The sequence below is a fragment of the Rothia koreensis genome, from assembly GCF_004136575.1.
In the GTDB taxonomy this organism is placed as follows: Bacteria; Actinomycetota; Actinomycetes; order Actinomycetales; family Micrococcaceae; genus Rothia; species Rothia koreensis.
Genome location: NZ_NOIQ01000003.1, coordinates 175,755 through 194,660, shown reverse-complemented (window position 1 = coordinate 194,660; position 18,906 = coordinate 175,755). Strand labels below are relative to the sequence as shown.

The following is an 18,906-nucleotide window of genomic DNA, read 5'->3' as shown; positions in this document are numbered from 1 at the left end:
GAGCGGCTCCCCGGCGCAGCACCCCGACGCGGTTAGGTGGCGTTTAGCCAATTCAGTGGCGTCTAACGGCTCCCTGTCCTATCGCCCAGGTGCGGTTGCGTGGCGGTTGGGTGGCGTTTACCCGATTCAGTGGCACTCACCGCCGTTAGGTGGTGGCTGCACCACCACCTAACGGCGGAAAACTCCTCCGAATCAGGCAACCCCCACCCAACGAGGCCGCGCCAACCGACGACGCCGCCCCGCGTCCCGCTCGCCGCCTCGCTCGCCGAGCCCCGCCGCGCCGCCGCGAGCGCCGCGAGCGTCCCGCCGCGAGGTGGCACTCTCGTGCAGTTTTGACCGCCATAACCGCACAAAACTGCCACCTCGCGAAAGGAAGCCGCACAAAACTGCCACCTCGCCGGAGGAAGCCCCCCCCCGCCTTCTCAATATTTGGAACGTTTGTCCACCATGTAGATACCGACTTTATGGTGAGAAGACGATCACGCACCGTGGCGGCCGTGTGGGCCGTCGTTCACAACATGAGGAGCCTCGATGTCACTTCCTGACACGTCCGTTCCGACCGGTTCTTCTCCGGCCGAAGTCCCGCCCGTGGAACAGCGAGTGCCGAAACACCGCATCATCACGGCCTCGCTCGTCGGCACGACCATCGAGTTCTACGATTTCTACGTTTACGCGACCGCCGCCGTCGCCGTCTTCCCGGCGCTGTTCTTCACGGGCCAGGACGACACGACCAAGCTTCTGGCATCGATGGCGACCTTCGCCGCAGCCTTCTTCGGGCGGCCCCTGGGTTCGGTCGTCTTCGGTCACTTCGGCGACCGGATCGGTCGCAAGGCGACTCTGGTCGGCGCCCTGCTGACCATGGGGTTGGCAACCTTTCTGATCGGGTTGCTGCCCACCTACCACCAGATCTCCTTCTGGGCCCCGGCGCTCCTCACGATCCTCCGTTTCGCACAAGGTATGGGCCTTGGCGGTGAGTGGTCCGGTGCTGCCCTGCTCGCCTCCGAGTACTCCGAGCCCGGCAAGAGGGCGCGTGCCGCGATGTGGCCCCAGCTGGGCGCCCCCATCGGCTTCATCCTGGCCAACGGCTTCGTGCTCCTCCTGACCACGTGGATGAACTTCGACTCCACCAAGGATGCGGCCGCAACAGACTCCGCTTTCCTGATCTGGGGTTGGCGCGTGCCGTTCCTCTTCTCCGTGCTGATGGTCGCCTTGGGGCTGTACGTGCGCGTCCGGCTCGAGGAAACCCCGGTGTTCAAGCAGTCGGTCCAGAAGGGCGAAAAGGTCAAGACGCCGCTGGTGGACGCGTTCCGCACGGCATGGAAGCCGATGCTTCTCGGAACCTTCATCATGCTGTCCTGCTACGTGCTGTTCTACCTCATGACCGCCTGGATCCTGTCCTACGGCATCGGCAAACCGTCCAAGGGTGCAGGCCTGGGCATCCCGTATCACACGTTCCTGCAGGTTCAGCTCGTCTCGGTGCTGTTCTTCGCGGCCTTCGTCCCAGTCTCCGGGTGGCTCGCGGACCGGTTCGGTCGGCGTCGCCAGCAACTCGTGACCAACGTGCTGATCCTCGTGTTCGGCCTCAGCTTCGGCCTGTTCATGGCACCGGCGACCATCGGCACCGGTGCGGGCGCCAACATCCCGGGCCTGATCATTTTCATCTCGATCGGCATGGCCATCATGGGCCTGTCCTTCGGCTCGATGTCCGCGTTCCTCCCCGAGCTGTTCCCCACCAACGTCCGGTACACGGGCTCCGGAATCGCTTACAACGTCGCATCGATCCTGGGCGCGGCCATCACCCCGTACATCGCGGTGTCTCTCAACGCCTGGGGAGGGGTCAGCGCCGTGGGCTGGTACCTGGCGGGCGCGGCGGTCATCACGATGATCGCTCTGCTCATCTCCCGGGAGACCAGGGACGTCGACCTCGCCTCGATCAACTCCGACGCCTCCTAGCCGCGTTTCCCGGTTCACCGCACAAAGACGCCGCCACACCCACCCTGTCGAGGTGGGCGCGGCGGCGTCTTTCGTTACCCGCTTCGGGCCTAGACCGGCATCTTGTGCAACCGCCGGGCCGCTTCGGATATCGATCCCGTCAGCGAGGGGTAGACCGAGAAGGTGTCGGCAAAGTCGTCCGCAGACATCTTGGTGTTGACCGCCAGGGAGATCGAGAAGATCAGCTCGGAGGCACGTGGACCGACGACGACGCCGCCGATGACCGTCCCCGACCCCTTGCGGGCGAAGACCTTGACGAAGCCGTCTTCGACCGCCATCATCTTGGCCCTCGCGTTGGTCGAGAGGGACAGCATAACGGTGTCCGCCTGATACTTGCCGCTCTCGATATCGGCCTGGGAGACGCCCACGGTCGCGATCTCGGGAGACGTGAATACGTTGGAGGCCACGCGGTGCTTCTTGAGCGGCGAGACGGAATCTCCGAGCAGGTGCGCAATGGCGATCCGGCCCTGCATCGCGGCCACGGATGCCAAGGGCATCACGCCGGTGCAGTCTCCGGCCGCGTACACGTTCGGCGCGGTCGTGCGTGAGACGCCGTCCACCACGATGTGGCCGGAATCGTTCGTGGTCACGCCAGCGTTCTCGAGCCCGAGGTCCTTGGTGTTCGGAATCGAGCCGACGGCCAGGAGGCAATGCGAACCGGAGACCTTGCGCCCGTCGGAAAGGGTCACGATCACGCCGTCGCCCTCGCGCTCGACCGACGCGGCGCGCGAGCGGGGCATGACGTTGAGCCCTCGCCGGTCGAACACGTCCTCCAGAACCTTCGCGGCGTCCTCGTCCTCGCTGGGAAGAACCCGGTCGCGTGAGGAAATCAGGGTGACCTCCGCTCCCAGGCCACGATAAGCGGAGGCGAACTCCGCGCCGGTCACGCCGGAGCCGACCACGATCAGGTGCTCCGGGACCTCCTTGAGCTGGTACAACTGCTTCCAGTTGAAGATGCGCTCCCCGTCCGGCTTGGCGGTGTCCAGCTCGCGCGGGTGCGCACCGACGCTGAGCAACACGGCGTGCGTGTCGAGCTCATAGGTCAGGCCCTGCTTGTCCCGGACCTCGACCGTGTGGTCGTCGAGCATGCGTCCCGTGCCGTCGATGACCTTCACCCCGGCCTTCTCGAGACTCCGGCGGATGTCCTTGGACTGCTGCTGGGCCAGATTCAGAAGACGACGATTGACCTTGTCGATGTGGACTTCGAGTTCCACGAGCTCGTCCCCGGCCCGGGTGCGGATGCCCAGGGCGGGTGCCTCGCTGAAACGGTTCATGGTGTCCGCGGAGGCAATCAGGGTCTTCGAGGGCACGACGTCGGTGATGACCGCCGAGCCTCCCAACCCCTGCTCCTCGATGATGGTGACGTCTGCCCCAAGGTTCGCGGCAACCAGCGCGGCCTCGTAGCCACCGGGGCCGCCTCCGATGATGATGATCCTCTGTGGTGTAAATGCAATAGCTTCGCTCACGGTCCTCATTGTTCCCCACAGATCCGAGCCGGTCCAAGTCCCCGGGCCTCCCGCTTCCCCGCCGTAGACCGTTTTCACCTGTCAGACCCGGCCAGGAGCCCCATCGTCGAACGTATCCTGCTAGGTTTGGAGCGTGACGACCAGCAAGAACACACTTCCCGTGGAACTTCCGAACAACTCCTCGAGCATGGGGTTCGAGCCGCATCGTTTGGCCCAGCGCGCCGCGGAGTACATCGCCGAACAGACCGGCGTGAAGCGCCACGACTACGGCCTCACCCTGGGGTCCGGGTGGGGCGGCGCCGCCGAGCTCATCGGTGAGGCGACGCATGTCCTCAAGGCCGACGACGTCCCCGGGTTCCGTTCCTCGGAGATTGCGGGCCACGCCGGAACCCTCACCTCCGTCCGGACGCCGGAGGGCCGCCGGGCGCTGGTCATCGGTGCACGGACCCATCTGTACGAGGGCCACGGCATCCAGCAGGTTGTCCACGGTGTGCGCACGGCCGCGGCCGCCGGATGCTCGACCATGATTCTGACCAACGGGTGCGGCGGACTGCAACCGACGTATCGCCCCGGCACGCCCGTGCTGATCAAGGACCACATCAACCTCACGGGCGGTTCGCCTCTCGTCGGGGCACATTTTGTCGACCTGACGGATCTGTACTCTCCCCGCATTCGGGAGATCGCCCGTTCGATCGACCCGAGCCTCGAGGAAGGTGTCTATCTCCAGCTTCCCGGACCGCATTACGAGACTCCGGCGGAGATTCGCATGGCCCAGACCCTGGGTGCGGACCTGGTGGGTATGTCCACGGCGCTCGAGGCCATTGCGGCCCGCGCGGCCGGCCTGGAAGTATTCGGTATATCCTTGGTCACCAACGCCGCTGCGGGAATATCCGACAGCCCGCTGAGCCACCACGAAGTCCTGGAAGAGGGGCGGAACGCCGGTCCGCGTATCTCTGAGTTGCTGGCGCAGATCATTGCCCGCTTGGACCACTAGCACCACGGCACTTCAGGAAAACGACGAGGTTTATCCATGACGACGGAACTGATCAACGAAGCAATGCAATGGGTCGAGGCCGACCCGGATCCCCAGACGCAGCGCGAGCTCCTGGAGATGATCAGCCACGCCGAAACCGAGGAAGGCGAGAGCCTGCTGCGCGAGCGCTTCTCCGGACGACTCCAGTTCGGGACCGCGGGGTTGCGCGCGGCACTCGGTGCGGGCCCCATGCGCATGAACCGCGCCGTCGTGGCCCAGGCGGCGTACGGCGTCGCCACCTACCTCAAGGAAAGGGCCGCGAAGGAGAACTGGACGTCGACGCCTCGAGCGGTGATCGGCTACGACGCCCGGACCAAGTCCGATGCCTTTGCCCGGGATACTGCGGGGATCTTCACGGCGGCCGGTCTGGACGCTTTCCTCATGCCGGTTCCCCTTCCGACGCCCGTGCTCGCTTGGGCGACGCGCCTGCTGAAGGCCGACGTCGGCATCATGGTCACGGCCTCGCACAACCCCGCGTCCGACAACGGCTACAAGGTTTACCTGGGTGGCCAGGCCGTCGGCGAGGATGCCCGCGGCGCCCAGATCATTCCCCCGATCGACACCGAGATCGCAGAGAAGATCGCCGATGCGCCCTCCGTCGATCGAATTGAGCGCGCGGATTCGGGCTGGACGGTGCTCCCGGAGCGGCTCGCACGCGACTACGAGCACGAGGTCACCTCCCTGATCCCCGGTATCGCCCCAGCCTCTCGGTCCCTCGCGGTGGTCCTGACTCCGATGCACGGTGTGGGTGGGGAGGTCATGTCCTTCGTCCTGTCCAGGGCAGGCTTCGACCGTCTTCACGTGGTTCCCGAGCAGGCCCTGCCGGACCCCAAGTTCCCGACCGTCCGTTTCCCCAACCCGGAAGAACCCGGTGCCATGGATCTCGCGATCGGATTGGCTCGGGACCGGAAGGCGGATCTGGTGATCGCCAATGATCCCGACGCCGACCGGGTCGCCTTCGCCGTACCGGATGCGGAAGCAGAGGATGGCTGGCGAATTCTCACAGGCGACGAAGTCGGGGCGATCATCGGACGCATCATGCTCGAACGTCTTCCGGCGACGAGCGGGTCGCGCCGCTACTTCGCCAGCTCGATCGTTTCCTCGAGCCTGCTCGGACGCATGGCGACGGCGCACGGCATCGAACACCGTGAGACGCTGACGGGCTTCAAGTGGATCGCCCGCGTCCAGGGGCTGGTCTACGGGTACGAGGAGGCCTTGGGCTATTGCGTGGCTCCCGACCTGGTCAAGGACAAGGACGGGATCTCCGCGGCACTGATCGTGGCCGACTATGCCTCCAAGCTCAAGGACGCCGGCAAGTCGCTCACGGACGTTCTCGATGACATCGCCCGCCAGCACGGGGTCCACGCGACAGCGCAATTGTCCGTCCGGGTCGAGGACCTGGACCGGATTACGGCCATGATGGGCCGGTTGCGCCGCACTCGGCCGGAGGAGCTGGGCGGTTCACCTGTGACCAAGGTCCGGGACCTCTCCCAGGGCTCCAAGAACCTTCCGCCGACCGATGCCCTGGTGTACCTCACTGACAACGGGGGGCGCGTGATCGTGCGTCCGTCGGGCACCGAGCCGAAACTCAAGTGCTACCTCGAGGCCGTGGTACCGGTCGAGAACGAGACGCCCCTCGCGGAGGCTCGTGACATCGCGAACCGTCGCCTCGCGGCGCTCCGCGAAGACATCGCCCTCGCCCTGGGCGTGGACTCGGAGTCCTGACGCCGCTGCCGCCCCACCGCTTCTTTCCCGTCCCTTCCGCCGCGGACGGTCATCCCGAATGGAGAGCTCATGACTGAATCCACCGACCTTCCCTCGAACCTCGCCGGCATGATCGATCACACGATCCTGGCCCCGGATGCGCGGAAAGAGGATGTGCTTCGTCTGTGCCGCGAAGCGCGCGAGCACGGATTCGCCTCCGTGTGCGTGAACCCCGTCTGGGCCGAACTCGTCGCCGACGAGCTCGAGGGGCATGACCCCGTGCCGTGCGTCGTCGTCGGCTTCCCGCTCGGCGCGACGACGACCGACGCGAAAGTCTTCGAGGCGGCAACGGCCCTCGCCGACGGCGCCCGAGAAATCGACATGGTCATCGATATCGCGGCGGCCCTCGAGGGTGATGAGGAGGCCCTGGTCGCTGACATTCGTGCCGTCGCCGACGCGGTCCACGACCGTCAGGGGCTGCTCAAGGTCATCATCGAGGCCTGCCTGCTCGACGACGACCAGAAAGTGCTCGCGTGCAGGGCCGCCGTGGCTGCGGGTGCCGAATTCGTCAAGACGTCCACGGGCTTCTCGACGGGCGGCGCAACCGTCGCCGACGTCACGCTGATGCGCGAGACCGTGGGACCCGACATCGGCGTCAAGGCCTCGGGAGGGATCCGCAGCCGCGAGGACGCACTCAGCATGATCGCGGCCGGTGCGACCCGGATCGGGGCCTCCAAAGGCATCGAGATCGTTCGGGACGCGAGATAGTCCCACAGCTCCTATACTGGAATGGACTCGTCATCCGTCCGCGTGCCTGTCCGCTGTGGCGCGCGGGTGACCAACCTTGAGGAATGAGGACCGTATGACCCACGGAGAAGAATCGGCGTTCAGGCCCGGCGCGTCCGGCCCCGCTCAGAACTCGAAGCAATACCGGACCAACCAGAAGGTGCGCAGCCACTCGGGAGAGGGCCACCTGGTGACCAACCTGCTGAACTTCGTGTTCTGCATGATTCTGTTGGTTGCATCGTTCTACTGCTTCGGCCTGTGGATTTCCGATTCCAAGGCCTGGTTGCCGTTCGCGATCGCCATCGTGCTCTACGGACTGACCTTCATGGTTCCGCTCAACATCCTGAGGAGCAAGACCGCCAAGGACTCCCCCTCGGGCAAGGAACTCACTCAGCTCTAGACGCCGCGAGGAATGACCGCACCGCGTTGACAGCGCCCCGCACCGGCTTGCCCGGGCGGGGCGCTTTTCTGCGCGACCCGGTCCGAGCCGCATCTGAACCCCGAGGGACCCGGAGCCTCGCGCGCTACGCCAGGATCGCGTCGATGAACGATTCGGCCCAGTCCAGGATCTCGTCGTCCACGAGGTCCTTGCCTCCCACCGGGGCCGACTTCGGTTTGGGAACCAGGACCTGCTTCTGTTCCGTGCCCTGGACGACCTTCGTGATCGACTGCGGATACATCCGGTCGAGTCGCATCTGCCTCGACTCGGCCAGGTCGACCGGGTAGAAACGGATCTTCGGTCCCATGACCATGATCTCCGTGAGGCCGGCCGCCCGCGCCTTGATGCGCAGGCGGGCGATCTTGAGCAGGTTCTCGGCCGGCTGCGGCAGCTCGCCGTAGCGGTCCCGCAGTTCCGCGGCGACGTCGTCCACCGCTTCATCACTCGCGGCGGCCGCAAGATTCCGGTAGGCCTCGAGGCGAAGCCTCTCCCCCGGCACGTAGTCGTGCGGGAGGTGGGCGTCCACCGGAAGTTCGATCTTCATCTCGGCCGGGGCCTCTTCCTGGTCCTCGCCGCGGTAGTCGGCAACGGCCTCGCCGACCAGTCTCAGGTACAGGTCGAAACCGACGCCCGCAATATGGCCCGACTGCTCGCCACCGAGCAGATTGCCGGCACCACGGATCTCCAGGTCCTTCATCGCCAGCTGCATGCCCGCGCCGAGTTCGTTGTGCGCCGCAACGGCTTTGAGTCGCTCGAGCGCGACCTCGCCCAACGGCTTCTCCAACGGGTACAGGAAGTACGCATAGGCCCGCTCGCGCCCGCGGCCCACGCGCCCCCTGAGCTGGTGGAGCTGGGACAGGCCGTAATTGTTGGCGCGGTCGACGATCAGGGTATTGGCGTTGGAGATGTCCAGCCCGGTCTCGACGATCGTGGTGCAGACCAGCACGTCGAAGCGCTTTTCCCAGAAGTCGACGATGATCTGCTCGAGGCGAGCCTCGCTCATCTGCCCGTGGGCGACCGCAATACGGGCCTCGGGAACGAGCTTCTGCAGATCGGAAGCCACGCGGTCGATGGAGGAGACCCTGTTGTGCACGTAGAACACCTGGCCTTCGCGCATGAGCTCGCGTCGGACCGCCGCGGCAACCTGCTTCTCCGTGTGCGGCCCCACGAACGTCAGCACCGGGTGTCTCTCCTCGGGCGGCGTCGCCAGGGTGGACGTCTCACGGATACCCGTCAGCGACATCTCGAGTGTCCGGGGAATCGGGGTTGCCGACATGGCCAGGACGTCGACGTTCGTCCGGAGCGTCTTGAGCTTCTCCTTGTGCTCGACGCCGAAGCGCTGCTCCTCGTCGATGATCACCAGCCCCAGATCCTTGAACGTGATGTCGGAGGAGAGCAGTCGATGAGTTCCGATTACGACGTCGATGCTGCCGTCCGAGATCCCCGATTCGACGGCCTTGGACTCCTTGGGCGTCTGGAAGCGGGACAATGTGGACACGCGCACCGGGAAACCGCTGAAACGTTCGGTGAAGGTCTCGGAGTGCTGCTGGGCCAGGAGGGTGGTCGGAACCAGGATCGCGACCTGTTTTCCGTCCTGGACGGCTTTGAAGGCCGCACGCACGGCAACTTCGGTCTTGCCATAACCCACGTCGCCGGAGATCAGGCGATCCATGGGAATCTCCCGCTCCATGTCGTGCTTGACCTCGTTGATCGTGGTCAACTGGTCCGGGGTCTCGACATAGGGAAATGCTTCCTCGAGCTCCCGCTGCCACGGGGTGTCCGGGCCGAAGGCGTGACCGCGCGAGGCCATGCGCGCCGAATACAGCCGGATGAGATCGGCCGCGATCTCCTTGACGGCCTTGCGGGCCTTGGACTTGGTCTTGGCCCAATCCGATCCGCCCATCTTGGACAGCGTGGGTGCGTCGCCACCGACGTAGTTGGTGACCTGGTCGAGCTGATCCGTCGGCACGAAGAGCCGGTCCCTCGGCGCACCACGTTTGGAGGATGCGTATTCGAGGACCAGGTACTCCTTCATGGGCTTCGGCTGCCCAGGCTTGATCATGGCCCCTGCGATCGGCCGCTGGATCAGTTCCACGAACTGGCCGATGCCGTGCTGCTCGTGGACCACGTAGTCCCCAGGCTTCAGAGCGAGCGGATCCACCGCATTCCGACGACGCCGCGCCGGCAGTTTCCTCATGTCACGCGTGGTGTAGGGGCTCGCCTTCCCCAGCACGTCGGACTCGGTCAGCAGAGCGATTTTGGCGTCCTCGAGGACGAACCCGGTCCCGTGCGGGGCCGTGGTCAACTCGATGATGCCGGCCTGGGGTTCCTCGGTCAGGTCGTCTCTCCGGGCGGCCGGCAGGTCCGCGGACTGGAAGAGCTCGGCGAGCCGGTTCAACGGGCCCGGCCCGTCGGTCACGGCGACGACCTGCCATCCGTTGCGCACGTGGTCCCCGACCACCTCGAGCATGGCGTCGACGTTCCCCGCGAAAGTCAGAGGAGCCCGGACCGCGATCGTCAGGCTGTCGGCTTCGTCCTCGATGGCTTCGTCAACCCCGAGAGAGGTGATGGACCACCAGCCGTGGCCCAGGTCCAGGGCCTCGTGGCGCGCGTCCGCGACGGCCATAAAGCTGGCCTGGGCGAGACCGGTCTCGTTGATGTCGATGGGAGCCTGTTGTCCGTTGGACGCCTGCTCCCACGCGGCCAGGAGGAACTCCTCGTTCGTGGCAACCAGGTCGGCCGCTCTGGCCCGGATCTTCTCCGGCTCGAGAAGCACGGTCATCGAATCGCTGGGAAGCGAGGCGATCAGCGTCGTCATCTCGTCGACCAGCAAGGGGGCAAGGGATTCCATGCCCTCGACGTAGATGCCGCCGGCAATGCGTTCGAGCATGGATTCGGCCCCCGGAAGAGTGTCCTTGAGCTTGGCCGCTCGGGACATCACGTTGGGGGTGATGAGGATTTCCCGGCACGGTGGAGCGATCAGCTCCGTGGGGTCTTCCTCGCCCTTGGGCGTGAAGGTGCGCTGATCGGCGACCGCGAACCATTTCATGGTGTCGATCTCGTCGCCGAAGAAGTCGATGCGCACCGGGTGGTCCTCGACGGGAGAGAAGACGTCGATGATTCCGCCGCGCACGGCGAATTCGCCCCGCTTGGTCACCAGATCGACCCTGGAATATGCGGCGGCGGACAGCGCCTCGACCGTTTCCTCGAAGTCGTGTTCCTCCCCCACTTCCAGGCGGACCGGCTTCATGGATTCGAGGCTGGCCGAAATGGGCTGGAGGACGGAGCGCACGGGAGCGATGACGACCCGGACGTCGTCGTCGGCCTCGGACATCCGACGCAGGACCGCCAGGCGCTGGCCCACGGTGTCCGACCTCGGCGACAGCCGTTCGTGGGGCAATGTCTCCCACGCGGGGAACCGGGTCACACTGCGCGGATCGATGTACGACCCCAGAACAGCCTCGAGGTCCTCGGCCTCGCGATCGGTCGCGGTCATCGCCAGCACGACCGGAGCATGGTTGCCCTCCCGTCCCGCGCCACCGGCGGACGTGGCGGTCGAGAGTCCGTCCGCAATCTGGGCCAGCAACGGCGCTCTGAGCCCCTCGGCCGCCCCGATCACGGTTTCTGCGGACCGTTCGGATGCCGATCGGGACGCCTGCGCCAGGACATTCGCGAACGTGGGTTCCTGGTCGAGGGCTGTGCGCAACCCGGTGAGGCTCATGAGATGACGGTCCTTGAGTGGTTGGGGGCGGTGATCGCGCCCGTTTCCGGGCACGCAGAAATGCGCCCGAATTCCGTTCCGGACGCGGGCACGTTCGGTCTCGGGCCGAACGGATACTACATTACGCCGGTCGCTTCGCGGGCTCCACGCCCGCATGCTCCGGGCTTAACCCCACCGCGAAACCCTCCCGGTCGAGAGTCTCCTGCCCGCTAGACTGAGGCCTGAACCATCCGACGACACGAAGTGAGACATCCATGGCCATGAAAGAATCGCACACCATCAACGCGCCGATCGACAAAGTCCTCGAGGCCTTCACGTCGGAGGACTTCGCCCGCCACGTGGCCAAGAAGGCCGGCGTCGAATTCGAGTCGCTGAACGTCGATGGCGAGACCTCCGGTGCCTTCACCGTGACCACCGTTCGCGGTGTCGGTGCGGACAAGGTTCCCAGCGTCGCCCAGAAGTTCGTCGGCAACGGGGTCAAGCTGACTCAGGTCGACAAGTACGGTGCACCCCAGGAGAACGGTTCGAGAAGCGTCGAGACGTCGATCGACGTCGCCGGAATGCCGGTCTCGGCGAGCGCGCACCAGGATCTCGCCTCCCAGGGCGAGCAGACCGTCGTCGACGTCGAGGGCGAGGTCAAGGCCAATATTCCCCTGGTCGGCAAGAAGATCTCCTCCGCCGCCGAGCCGTACATCGGCAAGGCCCTGTCCCTCCAGAGCACGACCGCCGAGGACTGGATCAAGAACCACGGCTGATCCCAGCCCCTCGCTCGCGGCGCCTCCAGGCCATCCCACACAACCTCGTCGTCACGAGATTCGGTGGAGGCCGGGAGGCGCCGTTAGCGTAAGAGCGGACCCCCACGATCTCGCACCCTGAGGAAGACATGACCACAACACTCGAGCAAGAGGGCTACCACCAGAGCACGTTCGGTTCGAAGCTGCGCGACGGCAACACCGGCGGACTGCTGATGATCGCGGCCATGGTCCTCGGGCTGCTGTTCGCCAATTCCTTCATGGCCGATGGCTACTTCGGTCTGCGCGACGCCCACCTCGGGATACCCGCGGTCGACAGCGCCTTCCACACGGTGGGCGAATGGGCCTCCGAAGGCCTTCTCGCCGTGTTCTTCTTCATGACCGGGCTCGAGCTGAAATCCGAGTTCGTTGACGGCGAGTTGCGTCGGATCAAGAAGGCCATCGTTCCGGTTGTCGCGGCCTTCGGTGGCGTGGCCATGCCCGCCCTGATCTACGCCGCCATCAACCTGTTCTGGGGCGACGCCGCGACCCTGCGAGGATGGGCCACCCCCACGGCCACGGACATCGCGTTCGCCGTGTCCGTGCTGGCGGTCGTGGGCTCCGCGCTGCCGACGGCCATGCGGACCTTTCTGCTGACCTTGGCCGTGGTCGACGACCTGATCGCCATCGTGATCATCGCGTTCGTCTATTCGGAGGGCGTGAATTTCCTGTACCTCGGGCTCGCGATCCTGCCCGCGGCCCTGTTCTGGGTCCTGACCCACCGGTGGCCGCGGTTCTTCGCCCACAGCCGGTGGGCTCCCTGGGTCATCCTGCTGCCGATCGGCGTGGTGACCTGGGTGCTCATCTACTCGGCGGGCATCCACGCAACCATCGCCGGCGTCGTGCTCGGTTTCATGGTTCCGGTGCTTCACCGTTCCAAACCGCAGGCCGGTGAGGCCCCGATCGGCTTGGCACCCCGGTTGTCCCATCGCTTCTCGCCGCTGTCGAACGGTATCGCGATCCCGGTGTTCGCGTTCTTCGCCTCGGGCGTCGCCGTGGGCGGTTGGTCCGGGATCGTCGATGCTTTCACGGACCCCGTCGCCATCGGCGTCGTCGTGGGACTCGTGGTCGGCAAGACCATCGGAATCTTCGGGTCGACGTGGATTCTGACTCGGGTTTCCGGGGCCGAGATCGATGAGGACATGAAGTGGATCGACGTCTTCGGGCTGGCCATGATGGGCGGCATCGGCTTCACCGTCGCGCTGCTCGTCGCGGAGCTGAGTTTCGGCCTGGGCACGATCCACGATGATCACGCCAAGGTCGGTGTGCTGACCGGTTCCCTGCTCTCGGCGATCTTGGGCGGAATTCTGCTGGGCATGCGCAACGCCCACTACAAGCGTCTCCGTGCTCAAGGAGTCCCGGTGGACACCTACGACGGCGGCGCCCCGGACGAATCCGAGGCGACACAGGCACGGTCTCAGGACGACCCGGAGTAGTCCTGAATCGGTCCTGCGCGACCGGGGCTCCCCGCACGAGAAGCATCGGTGGTGCTCAGAGGGCCGCTTCCTTCGCGGCTTCCTCCGCCGCGACCCAGGCCAGCATGGCGCATTTGACCCGCGCCACGAATTTGGAGACCCCGGCGAACGCTGCGGCGTCCCCGAGTGATTCCTCGTCCGGTTCGATCTGACCGCGAGACCGCAGCATCTCACGGAATTGGTCGACCGTGGTCGCGAACTCCCCCATGCTCATGCCGGGTGCCATCTCGGAGAGCACGGAGGCGGAGGCCATCGAGATCGAGCAGCCGTCGCCCTCCCAGGTGAGGCTCTCCACCCGGTCCCCGGCCTCGTCCAGGCTCACTCGCACATTGATCTCGTCCCCGCACGTCGGGTTGTACTGGTGGTTCTCGGCGGTGTGTCGGGAACCGGCGGATTCTAGGCCCTCGCCCGTACGGCGTCGGGAGTGATCGAGAATGACCTGCTGGTACAACTGGTCGAGATCGCTCATTGCCGTTCTCCGTCGGATGCGCCGCCCAGCCCGAAGAAGGGTCGGACGTCCCCCAGGGCGTCGAGGAACCGGTCCACGTCCGCGGTCGTGTTGTACAGGTAGGCGCTGGCCCGAGTCGAGGCGTTGATTCCCAGCCGCCGATGCAGGGGCTGGGCGCAGTGGTGCCCCACCCGGACGGCGATACCTTTGCTGTCCAGGAGCTGCCCGACGTCGTGGGGATGGACCCCATGGACGTCGATCGACACGAGCCCCGCACGTTCGGTGCCGGGAGCCGGACCGAGCAGACGGACGCCGTCGATCTGTGAGACTCCTTCCGCGAGCCGACGGCCGAGCTCGGCCTCCCACGCGTGCACGTTCTCCATCCCGATCTCGTCCAGATACCGGACGGCGCTGGCCAGCGCCACGGCCTGCGAGACGCGCTGCGTGCCGGCCTCGAACCGCATGGGCGGCTCCATGAATTGTGCCTCGTCCATGGTGACCTTGGTGATCATGGATCCGCCGGTCAGGAACGGGGGCATGGACTTGAGAAGGTCGTATCGGCCGTACAGGGCACCGATCCCCGTGGGACCCAGCATCTTGTGCCCGGAGAAGGCCGCGAAATCCACTCCGAGGTCGCCGAAGTCGACCGGCATGTGCGGGACGGACTGGCATGCGTCCAGGACCGTCAGGGCATCGTATTTCTTGGCCAGCCGGACGAATCTCGGGACGTCGGTGACCGATCCGAGCACGTTGGAGACGTGGGTGAAGGCGAAGACCTTCGTGGCCGGCCCGACGATGTCCTGGGCGGCGTCCTCGTCCAACAGGCCGTCCTCGCCCAACGGGATGTAGCGCAGCGTCGCACCGGTCCTGGCCGCCAGTTGTTGCCATGGGATGAGGTTCGCGTGGTGTTCGGCTTCGGTGGTCACGATCTCGTCCCCTGGCCCGAGCGCGAATCGTTCGGCTTCGGGTCCGCCCAACCCGGCGGAAGCGTTGGAGAACGAGTAGGCGACCAGGTTGATCGCTTCGGTCGCGTTCGACGTCCAGACCAGTTCGTTCTCCGCGGCGCCGACAAAATCGGCCACCGTGCGCCGGGCGTCCTCGAACGCGTCGGTCGCGGTCACCGCCAGGCTGTGGGCTCCGCGGTGGACGGCCGAATTGCTGTGTTCGTAGTAGTCCCGTTCGGCATCGAGCACGGCAGAGGGGTTCTGGCTCGTGGCCCCCGTGTCGAGGTACACCAACGGGTCCTCACCGTCTTGCCTGGCGAGTATCGGAAAGTCCTGGAGCAGGCTCCGAACCTTCGTGTCGTCCAGGGGGCCGGTCGCGGACGGAGAATTCTGGCGGGTCGAATTGCTCATGGCCCCCATCCTAGGACCAGCATCCGCGGATATCTGCCGGGGTGCCTTGCGGCTTAACGTGCATGGAATTTTTGCTGGGCCGCGGTCAGGCCCTGGGTCATGACGAGCTCGACGGCATCCGCCGAGTCCTCGAGGAGAGCCGGCAACTGCTTGGCCTCGGCCGACGAGAAATTCTTGAGCACGTAGTCGGCGGTATCCATCCGTCCGGGAGGGCGACCCACACCGACGCGAACACGCAGGTAGCCCTTGGTCCCCAGGGCCTTCGAGATATCCCGCAGACCGTTGTGGCCGCCTTCTCCCCCGCCCTGTTTGAGCTTGAGGGTGTCGAAAGGGATGTCGATCTCGTCGTGCACGGCAATCACGTGGTCCGGATCGACCTCGTAGAACTTCGCGAGGGCCGAGGCGGGGCCGCCCGAGGTGTTCATGTACCCGGTGGATTTGGCCAGGACCACGCGGGGCCCACCGATTCCGAGCCGGCCCTCGACGACGACGGCACCGGTCTTGTGGCGTTTGAACGAAGCCTGCATGCTGCGGGCCAGGGTATCGACGACCATCTGTCCGACGTTGTGACGAGTGTTGACGTATTGGGGGCCGGGGTTTCCCAGTCCCATGACCAGCCAGGTTTCGGCCATGATGTTCTCCTCCAGGCCGGGTCGCCCGGCGTCGTCGTTGTGCGGATGGGCTCGGTGGCGTTGACTCGCTCACGAGCAACGGACAAGGGAAAGGCCCGTCGATACGCATCGACGGGCCTTTCTCGAGGTTTCGGCGAGTGTTACTCGCTGTCCTCGTCGGATTCCTCGGAGGAGTTGTCCTCGGAGGCACCCTCTTCGGCTTCCTCGCCCTCGGTCTCTTCTTCGGTCTCTTCGCCGAGGTCCTGCTCGACCTCCTGGGAGACGTTCACGATGATCAGGTCTTCCTCGGAGACGAGGTTGACGCCCTCGGGAAGAAGGAGATCCGCGGCGGTCACGTGCTCGCCGTCGGAACGGCCGTCGATCGACACGAGGACCTCCTCGGGAACGTCCAGAGCATCGGCGTCGACGACGACGACCTGCTCGGGCTGGGTCCAGAGGTTGCCCGGTGCGACCTCGCCCTCGACGGTGACGGGGATTTCGACCTCAACGCGCTCACCGCGACGAACGGTCAGCAGGTCGACGTGGTAGATCTCCGGACGAATCGCGTGGCGCTGGATGTCCTTGATCATGGCGAGGTGGCTCTTGCCCTCGATGTCCAGGGAGAGGACCGCGTTGGGGTTACGGGCGGCCATCATGGTCGCGTGGCCCGGAAGAACGATGTGGACGGGGTCTTCCCCGTGGCCGTAAATGACGGCGGGAATCTTGCTCTCGCGGCGGATGCGGCGGGCTGCGCCCTTGCCGAATTCGTTGCGGTTTTCCGCGGAGATCTTTGTACGATCAGCCATGCTGAATCACCTTTCGTGTCGGAACGGTTCTGACGTGCGCCAAGTTGATTGGAACTGGCGCGGTTCCGCACGGGACATCTCCCACGGTGTTTCGCTGACCAGCCATCGTCGATTACGGAGGATCATTCCTCCCTCGCCTTGGCATGCTGTTCAATTATGCGGTCTTCCCCGACTTCCGGGCAAGCCCGGGATTCCGCAACCTGCCTCACGCAGATCCTGGGTCCGACGGGATCGGCCCGTGGCACGAAACCCGTTGCCCGGGGTTCGTCGACGACGTCCTCCCGGAGCAGGCGCCCTTCGAGGGCAGGCGCCCTTCGAGAGTCACCAGGGGCGCGTGCCCTGAGAATCCGACGCAGCAGCATCAGGCCCAGAATTGATCCGAGAATTCCTCCGATCGAATTGAATACGGCGTCGACAGGGTCGAATACTCGTCCCGGAAGAAAGAGCAGCTGGAACAATTCGATCGAACACGAGCAGAGCGCGGAGAGAATCCACCACACCCTGATCCGAATGTGCGGAAATGCCAGAACCAGGCACGCGGTCAACGGCACGAAAACCGCGGCATTCATCCCTTGTTCCACGACCCTGGGTCCGATGTGCTCGTGGAGCCACGGTGTCGGCGTCAACCAGGACCAGATGCTCACCAAGATGCTCCCGATGAGCGACCCGTCGGGCCAGAAGAAGCACCATGCCGCGATCGTGAGGAGGCCGGCCAGCACGGCGATCGCGGATCTGCGGACCGTACGCAGCACGTCGCCGTGACCGATATCCCGCCTGTTCGGCACCAGGGTTGTAGACAAGCGCACGTGTTCTCCCGTTGCGGTGCTAGATTTGGTATCGCCCATTCCCGGGTCTCGAGAATCTTTCACGATTCTACTCGAGACTCCATTTCGGATGTGCAGCGCGAAATCCCTTCTGGGCAGATGGGGGCTACCCTTGAGGAATCACATGAGAATATCGAAATTTATTAGTCTGACCAGTGCAAACATTCTTTTGCGCTGTACCGTGACGCATCGAGCCTCCCGTGCTCCGGGGCAGGAAACGGGTCTGCGCCCGAACCCCGGTGCGAGTGTCCTGACCGGCCGGAGTTCCTGGGCCTGAGCGCGATCATGGACGCCGTCGAATTGGGTGGCCGCATCCGCCTCGCCCACGCCTGTCTGCAGGCCGTCGCGACCGCGTGCGAAGCCGATATCCTCCACGTCAAGGGCTATGCCGCGACGGAGGGCTTCTACCGCAGCAACCGGCACAGCACCGATGCGGACATTCTGGTGCGCCCGGGGCACGTCGAAGTCTTCACGCATCGGTTGGTGACGGACGGGTGGGAAAAAGTGACAGACTTTTCGTCCGGGTCGGCCTTCCACCACGCGGCAACCTTCCGGCATCCGTGGTGGGGAGCGGTGGACATCCACCGCTATTTCCCCGGCATGGACGCCCACGCCGAGGAAAACTTCGAGCGCCTGTGGGCCACGCGGCAGTCATTGCCCATCGCCCATTACCCGTGCGCCGTCCCCTCCGACGCCGACCAGATTCTGCTGATCATGCTTCATGCGGGGCGGGATGGGTGGCGCGGCAGCCTGGACATCCAATACTTGCGCAGAGTTCTGTCACCCCGCGACCTGGAGCGGATGAGGCGCAGGGCCGCCGAGTTCGGCGCGGAGATCGCGCTGGCCGCCTCGTTGGGAGAACTTGGTGACTACAGGCACCACCCGGACTACTTGCTGTGGAAGTACATGACCGTGGGAGGTTCGAGGATCGACGAATGGGTGGCTCGGTACTCGGCGGCTCGGACGCTGCGCGCCAAGGCACGGGTCGCGGCGTCGTCGTTGCTGGTGAACAAGGACCACTTGGCGATGCGGCTCGGGCGCCGCCCCTCCCGCGCCGACGTCGCCACCGAATGGGTGGGCCGCGTACGCCAGGCGGGCACCGAAATCGGGCAGCGTGTCCGTGGGGTCCTCAAGGGTTCGGAAGGAAGGGAAAGCCCATGACCCGGATTGCGGGCGACGTCGCCTGGGTCGTAACGAGCGGACCGGACGGACCGCAGTGCCTCATCGCCCGGGTCCCGGACCATCAACCGCTCCAGTTGTCCGGCACAGCGATCGACCTGTGGTTGTCCTGGGCCGACGGAGCGAGCCTCGAAGAGAGCATCGAAGAAATGTCGGCCCTCTACGAGGTTCCCACGGCCGATATTCGCCCCGAGTCGGAGCGGTTGTTCCGTGAACTCGAGGCTGGAGGGTACCTCCACGAGTGAATGAGCGGCCGAAGCCATCGCTGCACCGCCG

Annotated in this window: 16 protein-coding genes; 9 read left to right on the top strand and 7 right to left on the bottom strand. The window is 65.4% G+C overall.

Features of this window, described 5'->3' with window-relative positions; genetic code table 11:
* The first annotated feature begins 531 nt into the window (after positions 1–531).
* Positions 532–1,953 carry an MFS transporter gene (locus EWU68_RS05465; protein ID WP_129315100.1) on the top strand — a complete coding sequence of 474 codons (1,422 nt, stop codon included), beginning with the start codon at positions 532–534 and terminating at the stop codon, positions 1,951–1,953.
* Positions 1,954–2,042: 89 nt separating this feature from the next.
* On the opposite strand, the gene EWU68_RS05460 is transcribed toward EWU68_RS05465, so the two are convergent.
* Positions 2,043–3,467 carry an NAD(P)H-quinone dehydrogenase gene (locus EWU68_RS05460; protein ID WP_129315099.1) on the bottom strand — a complete coding sequence of 475 codons (1,425 nt, stop codon included), beginning with the start codon at positions 3,465–3,467 and terminating at the stop codon, positions 2,043–2,045.
* Between the two features lie 178 nt (positions 3,468–3,645).
* Between EWU68_RS05460 and EWU68_RS05455 the strand changes: the two genes are divergently transcribed.
* The 4 genes from EWU68_RS05455 (at position 3,646) to EWU68_RS05440 (ending at position 7,381) form a co-directional block, all read left to right on the top strand.
* Positions 3,646–4,452 (top strand): purine-nucleoside phosphorylase, encoded by an 807-nt coding sequence (locus EWU68_RS05455; protein ID WP_129315113.1) that lies wholly within the window; start codon positions 3,646–3,648, stop codon positions 4,450–4,452.
* Between the two features lie 36 nt (positions 4,453–4,488).
* Positions 4,489–6,216 (top strand): phospho-sugar mutase, encoded by a 1,728-nt coding sequence (locus EWU68_RS05450; RefSeq protein WP_129315098.1) that lies wholly within the window; start codon positions 4,489–4,491, stop codon positions 6,214–6,216.
* Between the two features lie 69 nt (positions 6,217–6,285).
* Entirely contained in the window at positions 6,286–6,963 is a 678-nt protein-coding gene (gene deoC / locus EWU68_RS05445) for a deoxyribose-phosphate aldolase (protein ID WP_129315097.1), read from the top strand.
* Between the two features lie 94 nt (positions 6,964–7,057).
* The gene (locus tag EWU68_RS05440; protein ID WP_129315096.1) at positions 7,058–7,381 is read left to right on the top strand and encodes a DUF1772 domain-containing protein; all 324 of its coding nucleotides are present in this window, start codon (positions 7,058–7,060) and stop codon (positions 7,379–7,381) included.
* 124 nt (positions 7,382–7,505) lie between these two features.
* On the opposite strand, the gene mfd is transcribed toward EWU68_RS05440, so the two are convergent.
* Positions 7,506–11,141, bottom strand: coding sequence for a transcription-repair coupling factor (gene mfd, locus EWU68_RS05435; protein ID WP_129315095.1), 3,636 nt, complete (start codon positions 11,139–11,141; stop codon positions 7,506–7,508).
* Between the two features lie 260 nt (positions 11,142–11,401).
* On the opposite strand from mfd, the gene EWU68_RS05430 reads away from it, so the two are divergent.
* Both EWU68_RS05430 and nhaA read left to right on the top strand, forming a co-directional pair.
* Positions 11,402–11,896, top strand: a complete 495-nt coding sequence (locus EWU68_RS05430) for a DUF2505 domain-containing protein (protein WP_338049673.1) — start codon at positions 11,402–11,404, stop codon at positions 11,894–11,896.
* A gap of 128 nt (positions 11,897–12,024) precedes the next feature.
* Positions 12,025–13,368 carry a Na+/H+ antiporter NhaA gene (gene nhaA / locus EWU68_RS05425; protein ID WP_129315093.1) on the top strand — a complete coding sequence of 448 codons (1,344 nt, stop codon included), beginning with the start codon at positions 12,025–12,027 and terminating at the stop codon, positions 13,366–13,368.
* Between the two features lie 55 nt (positions 13,369–13,423).
* Here nhaA and sufU read toward each other — a convergent pair whose 3' ends face one another.
* From sufU to EWU68_RS05400, 5 genes are all read right to left on the bottom strand, one after another.
* The gene (gene sufU, locus EWU68_RS05420) at positions 13,424–13,876 is read right to left on the bottom strand and encodes a Fe-S cluster assembly sulfur transfer protein SufU (protein WP_129315092.1); all 453 of its coding nucleotides are present in this window, start codon (positions 13,874–13,876) and stop codon (positions 13,424–13,426) included.
* Complete coding sequence (locus tag EWU68_RS05415; protein ID WP_129315091.1) at positions 13,873–15,210, bottom strand: cysteine desulfurase; 1,338 nt, start codon at positions 15,208–15,210, stop codon at positions 13,873–13,875. Before EWU68_RS05415 ends, sufU begins: the two co-directional genes overlap by 4 nt.
* Before the next feature lie 53 nt (positions 15,211–15,263).
* Positions 15,264–15,842, bottom strand: coding sequence for an aminoacyl-tRNA hydrolase (pth, locus tag EWU68_RS05410; RefSeq protein ID WP_129315090.1), 579 nt, complete (start codon positions 15,840–15,842; stop codon positions 15,264–15,266).
* Between the two features lie 140 nt (positions 15,843–15,982).
* Positions 15,983–16,627, bottom strand: a complete 645-nt coding sequence (locus EWU68_RS05405; protein ID WP_129315089.1) for a 50S ribosomal protein L25/general stress protein Ctc — start codon at positions 16,625–16,627, stop codon at positions 15,983–15,985.
* 122 nt (positions 16,628–16,749) lie between these two features.
* Positions 16,750–17,427: a VanZ family protein gene (locus EWU68_RS05400; RefSeq protein WP_165162105.1), complete on the bottom strand. Its 678-nt coding sequence runs from the start codon at positions 17,425–17,427 to the stop codon at positions 16,750–16,752.
* A 309-nt stretch (positions 17,428–17,736) separates the two neighbouring features.
* Between EWU68_RS05400 and EWU68_RS05395 the strand changes: the two genes are divergently transcribed.
* Positions 17,737–18,612, top strand: coding sequence for a nucleotidyltransferase family protein (locus EWU68_RS05395; RefSeq protein ID WP_129315087.1), 876 nt, complete (start codon positions 17,737–17,739; stop codon positions 18,610–18,612).
* Positions 18,609–18,875, top strand: a complete 267-nt coding sequence (locus EWU68_RS05390) for a hypothetical protein (protein WP_129315086.1) — start codon at positions 18,609–18,611, stop codon at positions 18,873–18,875. Before EWU68_RS05395 ends, EWU68_RS05390 begins: the two co-directional genes overlap by 4 nt.
* The last annotated feature ends 31 nt before the right edge of the window (positions 18,876–18,906 follow it).

Coding starts and splice junctions, on each gene's coding strand:
- EWU68_RS05465 (WP_129315100.1), top strand. CDS start 532: ATGTCACTTCCTGACACGTCCGTTCCGACCGGTTCTTCTCCGGCCGAA.
- EWU68_RS05460 (WP_129315099.1), bottom strand. CDS start 3,467: ATGAGGACCGTGAGCGAAGCTATTGCATTTACACCACAGAGGATCATC.
- EWU68_RS05455 (WP_129315113.1), top strand. CDS start 3,646: ATGGGGTTCGAGCCGCATCGTTTGGCCCAGCGCGCCGCGGAGTACATC.
- EWU68_RS05450 (WP_129315098.1), top strand. CDS start 4,489: ATGACGACGGAACTGATCAACGAAGCAATGCAATGGGTCGAGGCCGAC.
- deoC (WP_129315097.1), top strand. CDS start 6,286: ATGACTGAATCCACCGACCTTCCCTCGAACCTCGCCGGCATGATCGAT.
- EWU68_RS05440 (WP_129315096.1), top strand. CDS start 7,058: ATGACCCACGGAGAAGAATCGGCGTTCAGGCCCGGCGCGTCCGGCCCC.
- mfd (WP_129315095.1), bottom strand. CDS start 11,141: ATGAGCCTCACCGGGTTGCGCACAGCCCTCGACCAGGAACCCACGTTC.
- EWU68_RS05430 (WP_338049673.1), top strand. CDS start 11,402: ATGAAAGAATCGCACACCATCAACGCGCCGATCGACAAAGTCCTCGAG.
- nhaA (WP_129315093.1), top strand. CDS start 12,025: ATGACCACAACACTCGAGCAAGAGGGCTACCACCAGAGCACGTTCGGT.
- sufU (WP_129315092.1), bottom strand. CDS start 13,876: ATGAGCGATCTCGACCAGTTGTACCAGCAGGTCATTCTCGATCACTCC.
- EWU68_RS05415 (WP_129315091.1), bottom strand. CDS start 15,210: ATGAGCAATTCGACCCGCCAGAATTCTCCGTCCGCGACCGGCCCCCTG.
- pth (WP_129315090.1), bottom strand. CDS start 15,842: ATGGCCGAAACCTGGCTGGTCATGGGACTGGGAAACCCCGGCCCCCAA.
- EWU68_RS05405 (WP_129315089.1), bottom strand. CDS start 16,627: ATGGCTGATCGTACAAAGATCTCCGCGGAAAACCGCAACGAATTCGGC.
- EWU68_RS05395 (WP_129315087.1), top strand. CDS start 17,737: ATGGACGCCGTCGAATTGGGTGGCCGCATCCGCCTCGCCCACGCCTGT.
- EWU68_RS05390 (WP_129315086.1), top strand. CDS start 18,609: ATGACCCGGATTGCGGGCGACGTCGCCTGGGTCGTAACGAGCGGACCG.